The organism is Zobellia uliginosa (genome assembly GCF_018860745.1).
Taxonomy (GTDB): Bacteria; Bacteroidota; Bacteroidia; order Flavobacteriales; family Flavobacteriaceae; genus Zobellia; species Zobellia uliginosa_B.
This window is the reverse complement of record NZ_JAHKPY010000012.1, coordinates 275,274-288,485: the sequence shown is the minus strand read 5'-3', so window position 1 is coordinate 288,485 and position 13,212 is coordinate 275,274. Positions and strand designations below refer to the sequence as shown.

Annotated in this window: 11 protein-coding genes; 6 read left to right on the top strand and 5 right to left on the bottom strand. The window is 37.8% G+C overall.

Features of this window, described 5'->3' with window-relative positions:
• Positions 1-150: 150 nt before the first annotated feature.
• From KO521_RS12660 to KO521_RS12640, 5 genes are all read right to left on the bottom strand, one after another.
• Positions 151-936 (bottom strand): SDR family oxidoreductase, encoded by a 786-nt coding sequence (locus KO521_RS12660; protein ID WP_215940274.1) that lies wholly within the window; start codon positions 934-936, stop codon positions 151-153.
• A 35-nt stretch (positions 937-971) separates the two neighbouring features.
• Positions 972-1,283: a cupin domain-containing protein gene (locus KO521_RS12655; protein ID WP_215940273.1), complete on the bottom strand. Its 312-nt coding sequence runs from the start codon at positions 1,281-1,283 to the stop codon at positions 972-974.
• 138 nt (positions 1,284-1,421) lie between these two features.
• On the bottom strand, positions 1,422-3,566 hold the full coding sequence (locus tag KO521_RS12650; protein WP_215940272.1) for an OmpA family protein: 2,145 nt from the start codon (positions 3,564-3,566) through the stop codon (positions 1,422-1,424).
• Positions 3,567-3,568: 2 nt separating this feature from the next.
• Positions 3,569-4,507 carry a PorP/SprF family type IX secretion system membrane protein gene (locus tag KO521_RS12645; RefSeq protein WP_215940271.1) on the bottom strand — a complete coding sequence of 313 codons (939 nt, stop codon included), beginning with the start codon at positions 4,505-4,507 and terminating at the stop codon, positions 3,569-3,571.
• Between the two features lie 3 nt (positions 4,508-4,510).
• Entirely contained in the window at positions 4,511-7,396 is a 2,886-nt protein-coding gene (locus KO521_RS12640) for a gliding motility-associated C-terminal domain-containing protein (RefSeq protein ID WP_215940270.1), read from the bottom strand.
• A gap of 256 nt (positions 7,397-7,652) precedes the next feature.
• On the opposite strand from KO521_RS12640, the gene KO521_RS12635 reads away from it, so the two are divergent.
• From KO521_RS12635 to KO521_RS12610, 6 genes are all read left to right on the top strand, one after another.
• Complete coding sequence (locus tag KO521_RS12635; protein ID WP_215940269.1) at positions 7,653-9,011, top strand: UDP-N-acetylmuramate--L-alanine ligase; 1,359 nt, start codon at positions 7,653-7,655, stop codon at positions 9,009-9,011.
• A 305-nt stretch (positions 9,012-9,316) separates the two neighbouring features.
• Positions 9,317-9,520 carry a hypothetical protein gene (locus KO521_RS12630; RefSeq protein ID WP_215940268.1) on the top strand — a complete coding sequence of 68 codons (204 nt, stop codon included), beginning with the start codon at positions 9,317-9,319 and terminating at the stop codon, positions 9,518-9,520.
• Positions 9,521-9,536: 16 nt separating this feature from the next.
• Positions 9,537-10,247 carry a hypothetical protein gene (locus KO521_RS12625; RefSeq protein ID WP_215940267.1) on the top strand — a complete coding sequence of 237 codons (711 nt, stop codon included), beginning with the start codon at positions 9,537-9,539 and terminating at the stop codon, positions 10,245-10,247.
• Positions 10,248-10,445: 198 nt separating this feature from the next.
• On the top strand, positions 10,446-11,144 hold the full coding sequence (radC, locus tag KO521_RS12620; RefSeq protein WP_215940266.1) for a RadC family protein: 699 nt from the start codon (positions 10,446-10,448) through the stop codon (positions 11,142-11,144).
• Positions 11,145-11,271: 127 nt separating this feature from the next.
• Positions 11,272-12,519 carry a polysaccharide deacetylase family protein gene (locus KO521_RS12615; RefSeq protein ID WP_436801489.1) on the top strand — a complete coding sequence of 416 codons (1,248 nt, stop codon included), beginning with the start codon at positions 11,272-11,274 and terminating at the stop codon, positions 12,517-12,519.
• The gene (locus KO521_RS12610; RefSeq protein ID WP_215940264.1) at positions 12,512-13,201 is read left to right on the top strand and encodes a YjjG family noncanonical pyrimidine nucleotidase; all 690 of its coding nucleotides are present in this window, start codon (positions 12,512-12,514) and stop codon (positions 13,199-13,201) included. The genes KO521_RS12615 and KO521_RS12610 overlap by 8 nt, the downstream gene beginning before the upstream one ends.
• Positions 13,202-13,212 lie beyond the last annotated feature (11 nt).

Genomic DNA, 13,212 nt, shown 5'->3' with positions numbered 1-13,212 from the left:
AGCCTAGCTCACAAGCTTACTTTTGAATGAACTAAAACCTAAATAATGGATAACAATTTTGTTGATGGTTGGGCCACTTCCCTCAAATCTACCGGTGTATTACTTTTTGTTCTTATTGTGTTGCTGATAGTGGCATCCTAAGAAACAGTGTCATAAACTTTTAAGGAGTCCGCCATCAATCGGAATTTGTGTACCGGTTATGTAGGCCGCGTTATCCGAAGCTAGAAAAGCTACAAGGTATCCGTATTCTTTTGGATCACCTATGCGTTTCACCGGCACTTTGGACTCCATATCCGCTAAAACTTCATCTTCAGAAATACCTAATTGTTCGGCTTTTTTTGAGTTCAATTGGGTAATTCTATCAGTATCAAAATAACCGGTTAGTATGCTGTTTACTGTTATTTGATATGGGCCTACATCTGTCGCCAATGATTTTCCCCAAGTAACCACAGCAGCTCTAATGGTATTGGAAAGTGCCAAATAAGATAAAGGCTCTTTTACGGATACCGATGCTACGTTAATAATTCTGCCCCATGTGTTTTCTTTCATATGTTTTAGGGCCAGTTCCGTGGTGTACGCTACGGTTTTAAAAAGTAGATTAAAGGCTTCTTGATAATCTACTGTCTGCTTTTCTAATGCACTTCCGGCTGCAGGGCCTTGCGTATTGTTCACTAGAATATCAACAGTGTTGTAAACGAAGTACTTATAAATTTTTTCGCGGTAGTCATGAAAGTCCGCAAAATCAACCACCAGATAATTATGCTTCTGGTCATGGCCGGTAGGTAAAACCGATACTATTTTTTTAAGTTTTTCTTCACTATGAGACATAAGGGTTACACTGGCACCGCTTTCTGCCAATTGTTGTGCTATTGCTTTTCCAATTCCGCCTGAGCTGCCGCCAACCAAAGCTTTTTTGCCTTTAAGAGAGATGTTCATATGATGCGATTTATGGCTGTTTATACTGCAATTTTTTATTTGTATTCTTCACGCACCGGACTAAAAACATCTATAAGTTTACATGGTGTAAGTGCCTTGCCACTGTGTGGGATATGGGGTGGTATGATTACCACATCGTCCGCTTCATATATTTTCGTTTCACCATTAAGGGTGAACTCAAAACGGCCTTCTTGCACATGCATAATCTGTTCGTTCAAATGCGAGTGTTCAGGAACTTCTGCTCCTTCTTCAACGGTCCAAAAAGCGATGGACATATTTTTTGAATGTACAAGTTTACCATGGTAGCCCGGAATTATTTCTTTTGAAAGAATGTTTGATAAGTTCATTGTACAGAATTAGTCTAACGAATATATAAAGAATACCGTCATAAATGAAAAAGCCCCAAACCATATTTATGATTTGAGGCCAAGTTTTGGATAGTTGATTTTCCTATATAAGAGCTTTGTCTTCTTTTCTTTCTTGGACTATTGCCATTTTACGATCACCATCTCACATCTTCTGTTCCATTCATGATCTTCTTCAGAGCAGCTCTCCTCAGTTTCGCATTTTACGATGGGTTGAGACTCGCCATATCCTTTGGCGATGATTCGGTTTTCTGCTATGCCATTTTTAACCATAAACTCTTTAGCGGAATTTGCCCGTTTTTGTGATAGATCACGATTATATTCTGCATTACCGCGTATATCAGTATGTGTTCCAACTTCAATTATCATACCTGGGTTTTGCTTCATAATGGCAACCACTTTAGAGAGCCTTTCCCTTGCTTCCCGACGCACGTACCAAAGGCTATAGTCAAAATGAATTTCTTCGGTCTTAATTATTATGCGTTCATTTTCTTTTACTATGGCCTCTTCTTTAGAAATTATATCATTGATTTTTTTAAGACGTTCACGTTCCTCTTTTTCTTGGTCAGCTTTTTGTTTTGCCGCAATTTCCTTTTCCTTTTTTATGAGGGCAAGCTCGTTTGCTTTCTGTTGTTCTTTTTGTTTTTCAGCTTGGGCTACGGCCAATTTTTCTGCTTCTTCTTTTTCAACTAGAAGTTTGTCTGCTTTTTGTTGCTCACGAATTTTAATAGAGAAGAGTGTAAGCGATCCGTCTTTTATTGCGTTTCTTTCTGTATCCGAAGCTATGGTCTTTGAATTAGCTTCATAACCACTTTTATTCGCTTTTATAAGATACTCGTTAGAACAGATAATTTGGAATTTGAAAGAAGCATCACTTGAGGTATTGACCTTTTCAAGGCTTCTACCGTCTGCATCCAAAAGCTCTATTGTGGCATTTGGTAAAGGAAGTTTTGTTGTTTTGTCCGTGAGGATACCGGCTATGAATTGTTTACAGTCCTCTATAATAAGAGGTTTAGTTTCGGTAAAAGAGTAAATATCATCACTCCCTTTTCCGCTTGGGCGATTAGATGAAAAATACCCGGTATTGGAATTAGCCTCCAAAGACAATGAAAAATCATCATAACCACTGTTTACGGGTAGTCCAAGATTGTCTGGTGTATTAAATTTTCCATTTTCCGTTTTTGAAATAAAAATATCTAACAAGCCAAAACCGGGATGTCCGTTTGAAGCAAAATACAAGTTGCCTTTTTCATCTAAGAAAGGAAACTGTTCTTTTTTGTCCGTATTGACTTCCTTCCCAAGGTTGATAGGATTTCCAAAAAAACCATCCTTTTGAATGGTTACAAAGTATAGGTCAAACGAACCAAAACCGCCTTCGCGATCAGAAGCAAAATAGAGTTTTTTTCCATCGGGACTTAAAGCCGGATGTTCGGTAGAAAAATCATCGCTGTTAAAAGGGAGTACCATACTGTTTTTCCATTCACCATCTAAGAATTCCGCTCGATGAATTTTTAGGTTGGTGATTTTATCATCTTCCGTTTTCTTTTTACTGTTTCGGGTAAAATAAATGGTTTTTCTATCTTTTGAAATGGCAAAAGTACCTTCATGCATTTTGGAGTTGATTACGCTGCTAATGGATGAGCTTAAACTATCTCCTTGTTCTATTTTTTCAATGGGATGCGAATAGATATCCAGATAATTCTCATTGTTCCAACGATATAGTTTGGGTAGTGTTTTTGACTTTTTACGGGATGCGCTGTACACCAAGTTAGAATCTATGCGAGCCGCACCAAATTCTGAAGTGGTAGTGTTAAGGTTAAGATTTTTGATTTCAAAACGTTCCCCAATTGCCTGAACGTTATCAATGTACTTAAAATCTTTGTTAGTTTGGATAACCCTATCTGCCCGATTGTTTGTAGTATAAAAATCGATGCTTACTTTTTTTGCTTTTTCATATTCGCCAATAGCCTTCAAAGATTGATTCAGCTTAAAATAGTAGCTCTCGTCAACTTGGTCGGCATAATTGGTAATTAAATATTCGTACCAACGAGCAGCAGCTTTCATATCAAAAGTATGATAGTAGCTGTCCGTTAAGTTTTTAATGAGTTTGGAACTTTTGTTTTTAGGTAGTATTTGCTCATAGAGCGGAATGGCATCACTGTAGTAAGCGCGTTCAAAATACGTATCTGCACGTTTCAGTTCTTGTTGGGCAAAGGTGGACACCGTAATACCCAGAACAAACCATATGAGGAGTAGTTTTTTCATATTTAGTAGAATCTAGGTGATTTATCGTATCCTTTGTCGAGGCCCAGTAAATCGAGGTTAAAAAGAACAAATATTTCATGCGAACCAGAGCTGTATGTACTTAAGTTGGATAAGGTGTAGTCATAAGCATAGCCTATTCTCAAAGCTGGTGTTGCGGCTATATTGAACATGGCGCTCACAGAATCTTCCAAACGGTAAGATAAGCCGCCTTCAAACCTATTCAGAAAAAGAGCATTTAAAGAAACGTCTATAGTGAAAGGTGAGCCTTGCACCATTTTGGCAAGAACAGAAGGTTTTAGTTTTACATTTGAATTTAGTTCATAAACATATCCAGAAGTAAGGAAAACATGAATTTTCTCTGAACCAATCCGGTTGATGCCATTTTTATTTTCTAAATGTTTTGTGGTAAGTAGATTAGGGACGGAAACACCTGCGTAGAAGTGTTCTCTGTGATAAAAGGCGCCCACGCCCACATTAGGAAATGTACTGTTGATATTTTCATTAAAAGCTGGGTCGTCCTGAAACTCAGGAAGCATAAAGCCATCAAAATTTGTTTCAAAAGAGGTGAAACCACCTTTTAGACCTAGTGAAAGGTTACTTTTGTCGTCTAACTTTAAGATATATGCAAAATCCGCATAGATATTGTTTTCCTTTAAAGCGCCGTCTCCTATATCATCTGAAATAAAGGACAGGCCAACTTCTATTTTATCGCTCATGGGCGTATGTGCAAAAAAAGTAAGTGTTTTGGGGCTACCCACGGCATTTCTCCATTGTGATCGATAGAGGGCACCAAAATTTAGCATACCTACTTCGTTAGTGGTATATGCGGGGTTCACAACGCTCATATTGTACATATACTGCGTGTATTGGGGGTCTTGTTGTCCATAGGCCGCAGCACACACGAACATCAGGAAAACAAAAAATAGTTTTATTTCTTTCATGGTTTAGCGGTTAAGGTATAATCTTCCTTGAGTAGGGTCATGACCTTCCTTGTTATAATCAATTATATAGAAGTAAACACCATTTGGAGCGGTACTATTTCCATTAGTTCCATACCAAGCGGGGTTTTGTCGGTCTCCTTTAAAAAGGCTGGTTCCATATCTATTTAGAATTTCTAAGGTGAAATCAGGAAAGATGATTTCAATATTAGGAATGAAGAAAGTGTCATTTTTACCATCACCGTTTGGTGAAAAGCCGTCAGGAATGAAAAATCCATATTCTTCAGGTTCGCAATTTGTAAGATCTATGGTAATGGCCATTCGCTCAGGATTCATGCAGCCCGTTTCTGGATTAAAGCTTTCTGCGTAATAGGTGGTCCCTGTAATAAGTAGAACATCTTCCTCTAAAGGAATGCCGTTGGCGGGCGTGTCATACCACAGCACCTCATATGAAGAATTACTTTCTGCATCTCTAAGATTTTTTATCGTAGGATTATCCAATCCGCAAAGCGCTAAAGTAGAGAATGCCAAAGTTGCGGGTTCTAGTTGGTATACCGTAGGAATGATTTCCGTTCGTATGGAGCTTTGACATTTTCCATCAACTTCGGTTGCCGCAAAGTAACTTTTGCCGTTTACCAGCGCGGAACTCTTATCCAAAAGTGTGCCTCCTATCTCACTGTCATACCAGACTACCGTATGGGTGCTGGCTATGCTCATGTTCAAACTCTCTATAATGGGATTTTCAGAACCGCAAAAAGTAGGGTTTCCCACAAAGAGCATAGGCATTTCCGGGTCTGATAAAATTATGGTAACCTGAATTCTGTCTGAACCTTCACAGTTGTTGTTGGGGTCTATATTAGATATAAAATAATCTTCGCCGTCAACTAGTTCTGTTTCTAATGGAAGAATATCCATATCCGTGGCTGTGTCATAAAACATCATTGCGCCCGTGGCACTTACTTCAATATCCTGCAGAGTAGGCGATTCAGAAGGGAAATTCACAAGGCAAATGGTTTGTACGGCTTCGGTTTCGGGTAAAGCGGGAACACCCTCAATAGCAAAGTTTTCGTTTACTTCAAAGTCAAAAATCGTTCTACATGGCGTAGTATCGTTCTGAGTACTTTTTACGGTAATGGTATAATTGCCTTGTTCCAACGTAGCCACATCAATTTGATAGTCTGCGGTACCACCGGTAAAGTTGATAGTGTTATCAATGAGAACCGTATTGCTTTCCTGTGATACCACCTCGTAGGTTACGATATATGCTCCGTCCGTAAGGACAGGGGCACTTACGTTTACATCAATACCAGTTGCATTACATGAATTATCTACTACAACTGCCAATTGTATAGCTTCTGGTATAGCGGTAATGATTGCGTTATCCGTAACATCACATTCCATAGGAAATCCATTCTCCACATCAAAATTGAAAGAATACTCTCCGGTTTCCGTTATTTGGTCTGCAGGTATGATAAATGCGGCACTGCCAGAGGTGAAAGTTATTTCGTTAGCAATGTGGGCCGTTTCTGTACCGCTTGGTGCCGTAATAATGTAGTTTACATCATAAGTACCATTTGCCCTAGTAAAGGATGGGTCAAAAATATCGCTTAATGCTACTGAAACATTTTCACCTTCACATACGTCCGTTACGTTTGCCAGAGGGTCCGTAACAATAAATTGTATGTCCGGTACTTGTATGTCTGCACAAACTTTTTCGCCTAATGAAGTTATTGATAATGTGGTGGTCACATTTTTTTTAACTAATGAAGCATCAATTTCAAAAGAGCCGGTGCCATCCGTACTTAGAATAAGAGGAGAGGAATCTGTTTCGGATCCACTGGAAGATTCTACTCTATAGCTTGCTGAATACGTTCCGGCAGGAATTAAAGTGTCATCGTAATCGGTTATGTTAATCAAGTACCTATCGGGTCCTTCACAAAAGTTTGGTGCCGTCATCGTACCATGTAACGCAGGCAGAATCACAATGTCTACACTTGTTCTATGAATATCGCAAACCGCATGAGAAGGGTATACGGTATAAGTAAAAGAGAATGTACCGTAGATATGACGGTCTCTTATGGCCTGTATATCTATATTGTGATCGGTAAGGTCTGCTAATTGGTCCGTGTCCTCACCTTCTGACCAGGTGCCATTTACATCTTCGTCCTCTAAAAGGCTATTTAAATCAAAATCTATATATCCAGATAGGTCATCTGTAGTACAAACCGTTAGACCGGAGCCAATACCAGAATTTGCAGGCCTTTGTACTTCCAGTAAAAGAGTAACTTGTCTGCTAAGGCAAGCGCCAACGGCAGGCACAGTGTGTGTAAATTCAAAAGTTCCTGGGCCGGCCATTTCAGCATTAAAGAAATTTGCCGTAAGAAAAGGAATAGCTTCTGGGGTTATCGCTTCCCAAGTACCGTTAAAATCCTGGAATTTCCCTTCGGTTTCATCTCCGATAAAACCATGTAGGTTCACCATTGGGTCGTCTCCACAGGCATCTGCGGTACCGTCTATATTATCTTCGCCCGGATATCCGCCAAGCGTAACTGTTACCACTGCAGACTGCTCTGAACCCAAACAATTATTGGTGTATGTAAATTCGTGTAATCCAGAATTTTTGACTTCCCAGAGGTTGACTATACCCGTATCACGATCAAGTGCGTAAAAATTGGCGGGGTCGTTGGTAGACCAAGAACCACCTAGTTCCGGATTACCGCCCAGTTCGGAATATAGATCAAATGTCTTGTTGGCATCATCGTTATCTTTTGAACAAACGGTAACGGAAGCGTCTGTGCCTGCACATTGTGCTATTGCATTTACTGAGAACAGGAGAGTGCAAAAAGGCAGTATCCATTTCAGGAGGTTTCTTGTGTAGGGTTGGTTGGTCATTTTATAATGTTAGGGAACATGATGCATGTTGCAACAAAACAAATGTAACTTGGTGGTATAGTGTAGGTGAATAAATGTTGTCAAAACAGTTTTTTGAAGGGTGAATCCTACCTAACACGTGGCAAGGGGTTTCTTAATGTGTGTATTTTGCCGATAAAATAGAACGTTTATCATATTTGGCAGGTGAAGTATACAACCTTTTTTGATGTTTTTTTTCGACAAATCAATGCCTATATTTGTGGCAAATACAGCGTTTATGCAGATTCATTTTATTGCAATTGGTGGTAGTGCCATGCACAATTTAGCTTTGGCCCTAGCACATAAAGGTGATGTCGTTTCAGGAAGTGACGACGTTATTTTTGAACCTTCCAAGTCTCGTTTAAGTCATAAAGGGCTTCTGCCTGAAAATTTTGGTTGGTATCCAGAAAAGATAAATGAAAACTTAGATGCAGTTATTTTGGGCATGCATGCAAAAGCAGATAATCCCGAACTATTGAAAGCCCAAGAATTGGGTATAAAAATTTACTCGTATCCTGAATTTCTTTATGAGCAGGCCAAGGATAAAACCCGTGTTGTTATTGGTGGTAGTCATGGAAAGACTACGATTACCTCTATGATTCTTCATGTATTGAATTATCATGATAGGGAAGTTGACTTTATGGTAGGCGCCCAATTAGAAGGTTTTGAACGTATGGTTCATTTGACCGATGATAACGATTTTATGATCTTAGAGGGAGATGAGTATCTTTCTTCCCCAATAGATCGTAGACCTAAATTCCATTTATACAAACCAAATATCGCCCTTTTGAGCGGTATTGCTTGGGATCATATTAATGTATTTCCAACATTTGAAAATTACGTGGAGCAATTTCAAATCTTTGTAGATAGTATTGTAAAAGGTGGAAGCATTACATATAATGAGGAAGACCCGGAAGTTAAAAGGGTAGTAGAGGCCTCAGAGAATGCTATTAGAAAATTGCCCTACACAACACCCGAATATAGTATCGAGAATGGAACCACCCTTTTGGCAACCCCAGAAGGTCCTATGCCAATTGAGGTTTTCGGAAAACATAATTTGAGTAATCTAGCAGGTGCTAAATGGATTTGCCAGAATATGGGTGTAGATGAAGATGATTTTTATGAAGCCATAGCAACTTTTTCCGGAGCTTCCAAAAGGTTGGAGAAAATTGCAGAAGGGGAAACTTCCGTAGCGTATAAAGATTTTGCACACTCACCAAGTAAAGTGGCGGCAACTACAAAAGCGGTGAAGGAACAATATGCCAACAGAAAACTAATTGCCTGTTTGGAATTGCATACGTACAGTAGTTTTAATCCTGAGTTTTTAAAGGAATACAAAGGAGCGCTTGATGCTGCAGATGATGCTATTATTTTTTACTTGCCGGAATCTGTGGCCATAAAAAAACTAAAAGAGGTTACACCCGAACAAATTTCGGAAGCTTTTGAACGTAAAGACCTTAAGATTTACACTAATGCGCAGAGTTTTAAAGATTTTGTCTTTAGTCAAGATTATGACAACTCTGTATTACTTTTAATGAGTTCCGGTAATTATGGTGGGTTGGATTTAGTAACAGTCAAGTCCATTATTGAAGCTTAGTAGATATAATTTTTTCTGTATTTTATTTTCAATCTGCGTTAACTCTTTATTTTTCTGTTAGTGTATAGGCATCTCCCTATTTACACTTAATACTTAGCTTCTTTGAGGCCAGGTAATTTATGGGAAAAATCTGCTTGAAAGTTCATATCTAAAATGATTTTATTCATTTTAGAGATTGTTATTTAAATGATTCTCTAGAGTTACACCTTTGCTATAGCTATCGTACAAGGTTTCAGGATTATTAGAAAAGCAATATGTGTGTAATTGGTTCGTTCTTAGGAGACTAATCATTCATAACAAAACCGATGAAAACAATTAAAGTAGTAATGGCGTCTATTCTTTTTGCTGGTATAGCTTCCTGTGGAGACGATAAAAAAGAACAAGAAAAATTAGATCATACTCTTGATGCCATTGAATCTGTAGAGCAAGATATTGATGAAACTATAGATAAGGTAGAAAAGAAATCAGAAGAAGTAGAAGCTGCACTTAAAGAACTAGATAACCTTTAGACTAAAAAATAAACACATGAAATATACATATAAGATTATAACAATGTTTGTTGTTCTATTGGCCATGTCAGGGACTAGTATACAGGCCCAAGGAAAATCGCAAGATAAAGTTAAGGGTAAGAAAGAGAAGTTAAAAAAGACTAAAAAAGATGTTGAAGATGAGGTGGAAGATTATCAAGAGAAGGCTGGCGAAATAGAAGATAAGACCAAAAAAGTCAAAGAAAAAAGTAAAGATAGGGTCAAGGGAAAAAAAGAGAAAATTAAGAAAGAGGGTGATGATGAGGATTATGATTTAGGTGATGATGACTTTGAGGTTAAAGAAGAAGTTTCCAACGAAGAAAATGGTGATAAAAAATTAAAAAAAGAACGGGAGAAAGGAAATAAGGGCAATGGCTATGGAAGGGATAAAGGGGAAATGTCAGGAGAAGAGTTCGGAAATATGAGAGCCTCTATGGCAAAAGAGAAAATAGAAAAAAGCGAAAAGTCTTTTGATGAAAATGAGGAAACTTTAAAAAAAGGTAGGGTTAAAGTTAAAGAGGCTAAAGAGAGAGTACAAAAACAAAGAGAAGAGGAAGTTTTTGACGAAGAAGTTCTTGAGAAAAAAGAAGAAAAGATAAGAAAAGCAGAAGAGAAGCTTAATGAACTTGAGGATGTAATTAAGAAAGGAAAGGAAAAAGTAAAGAGTAGTAGTGAAGAAATTGAAAAGGTAATTACACCAGTGGAGTAAATACCAACTACAATTTAACAAGTGAAAAAGCCTTGCAATAAGCAAGGTTTTTTCAGTAAAAGTAGCCTTTAAACTAAATTTTAGAGCTGTAATGTATATTTGAAATTAATGCTCCGAGTAATTTGTGGTAAGATGAAATCTTAACGATTTAGACCTTTGTAGAAGGCAAATAGTAGCAGAGTTTATTATATTTAAAACATGCATGAAAAACCAACTTCATTCTCAATTAAAAATTGGTCGGATGATGATAAACCTAGAGAGAAATTAGTCCATAAAGGACGGTCCGTATTATCGGATGCCGAGTTGATTGCAATTCTAATCGGATCAGGCAGTAGAGATGAAAGCGCTGTGGAACTGGGTAAGCGTATTTTAGCTTCTGCCAATAACAACCTTAATGAACTAGGGAAGCTTTCCATAAAACAACTAATGACCTTTAAGGGAATTGGGGAAGCAAAAGCGGTAACCATTGCAGCTGCTTTGGAAATGGGCAGAAGGAGACGAGGAGAAGAGGCGCAAAAAATAAGTAAAATTAATAGTAGTAAAGATGCCTTTGATATATTGCAACCACGTATTGGAGAGTTGCAACACGAAGAATTCTGGATTCTCTACCTAAGTAATGCTAATAAAGTTTTGTACAGTGCACAATTAAGCAAAGGCGGTCTTACGGGGACCTTAGTTGATGTTAGAATAGTCATGCGCCAAGCTTTGGAACAAGGTGCTGTAGGGCTAATCTTATCGCATAATCACCCATCAGGGACACTAAGGCCAAGTGAGGAAGATCGTAAGGTTACACAGAAATTAAAAAGGGCCGCTGCGGCTCTAGATATAAAAGTTTTGGATCATTTGATAATTACACAAAATGATTATTATAGTTTTGCTGATGAAGGTATTCTTTAACTTTGTAATCTGGAGCGTTCCGGGTGTCACAATTTTTTGATTGCCGAGTGTTAGTTGAAACTTGAATTTTTAACAGATTATGTTACTTATTTATACCCATAAGATTACACCGCGTTTCAGATATACCATGAAGCAGGTCTTTACGCGTATATTGGGTATTGAAATTTCTTTTACCACTAAAGTTGAGGATTTCATAAAACATTCGGGCGCTAAGATTACCTATACCAAACAGCCTTTACAAAATGAATTCTTTGTTCGTAGCAACGATCTTCTTTTTGAGCAAGGTATAAATGACTTGCAGATCGTGGTTAACGATTGGGATGGTGTTCCTTGCTTTTTTAGGGCCGGAGAACGCAGTAGTCTTCCTTTTGATATATTTTCAGCCAGCTTTTATTTATTGAGTAGGTACGAAGAGTACTTGCCACATGTAAAAGATATTCATGAGAGATTTCCCGTTAAGGACAGTATCGCCTATAAAAATAAATTTCTTAGATCTCCTGTTGTAGATATTTGGGCTTACAGATTGTTGGACGAATTAAAACTCAAGTTTCCGGAGTTGGAGTATACGCCCAAAAAATATCGCTATGTTTCTGCCATAGATGTAACCACATCTCATTGCTTTGCACATAGAGGTATCGTTAGAGGCGTTGCCGGATTCTTCTACGATTTGGGGTCATTTAAGTTTAAAAGGGTTGTGCAGCGTGTTAAGGTGTGGTTTAATACCCAAAAAGATCCTTACGACAATTTTACAATGTTGGTTGATCTTCATAAAAAATATGGGGTAAAAGGTATATTCTTTTTTCAGTTTGCAGACTATTCTACGTTTGATAAGAATGTTTCTCCGAATAACAATAATTTTCGCTTTCTTATCAAATCCATTGCAGATTATAGCAAAGTGGCACTTGCCGCTTCTTATAGTTCCTTTAATGATATAGAGCTTTTAAAGAAAGAAAAGAAAAGGTTGACATCAGTTATAAACCGACCTATAAATTCCTCTAGATTACGTTACAATAGGGTAGACTTACCACATACCTACAGGAATTTGGTAGAAGCAGAGTTTGTAGATGATTATACTATGGGTTACACTCATGAAGTAGGTTTTAGGGCTAGCACATGTACTCCTTTTTACTTTTATGATATTAGTTTAGAAGTACAACAGCCCATACGTATACATTCATTCGCGTTTCATGATTACGGCTTTCTGAATAGTGCCAATGAAGATGCTATTCTAAATCAGGTCCGCAATATATGTGATGAGGTAAAGGCCGTAAATGGTGAGTTTGTTTCGGTTTTTTCCAATGAACTTTTAGGTGGAAAAGAAAAAATTGACTGGAAGAAATTTTACGAAACCGTATTAAAGCAATGCCATGTTTAAAAACGTTGTTACTGATGTTTTTTTCGATTTAGACCATACCTTATGGGATTTTGAAAAGAACTCTGCCCTTACTTTTGATAAAATTTTTCAAGAAAATAATATAGAAATCGCCCTTCCGGATTTTCTAGAAGTATATATTCCAGCAAATTTTGCCTTTTGGAAGCTTTTCAGGGAAGGGAAAATTACCAAGGAGGCATTAAGATACCAACGCTTAAAATCGGTTTTTGATGATTTAAGCTATTCTGTAGGGGATGAAACGATTCATAAACTATCTGAAGATTATATTGCTCATCTATCTTCTTTTAATCACTTGTTCCCTAACGCTATGTCCATATTGGATTATCTAAAGCCAAAGTATAAACTTCATATTATAACTAACGGTTTTCAGGAAGTTCAAAGTAAAAAGTTGAAAAATTCTAATATTCATAGCTATTTTGATCAGATTATAGATTCCGAAATGGCAGGAGTTAAAAAACCGGATCCGATTATCTTCAAACTGGCGCTGGATAGGGCAAAAGCAAGGCCGGAAACTTCTTTGATGATAGGAGATAGTTTGGAAGCTGATATTCTTGGCGCACAGGCCGTAGGTTATCACGCCCTGCACTTTAATGCACATCAGGGACCAAAACACGATTTTTGTGAAATCATTGACGATTTGCACGAAATAAAATCCCTTTTATAGAGTTATATTAG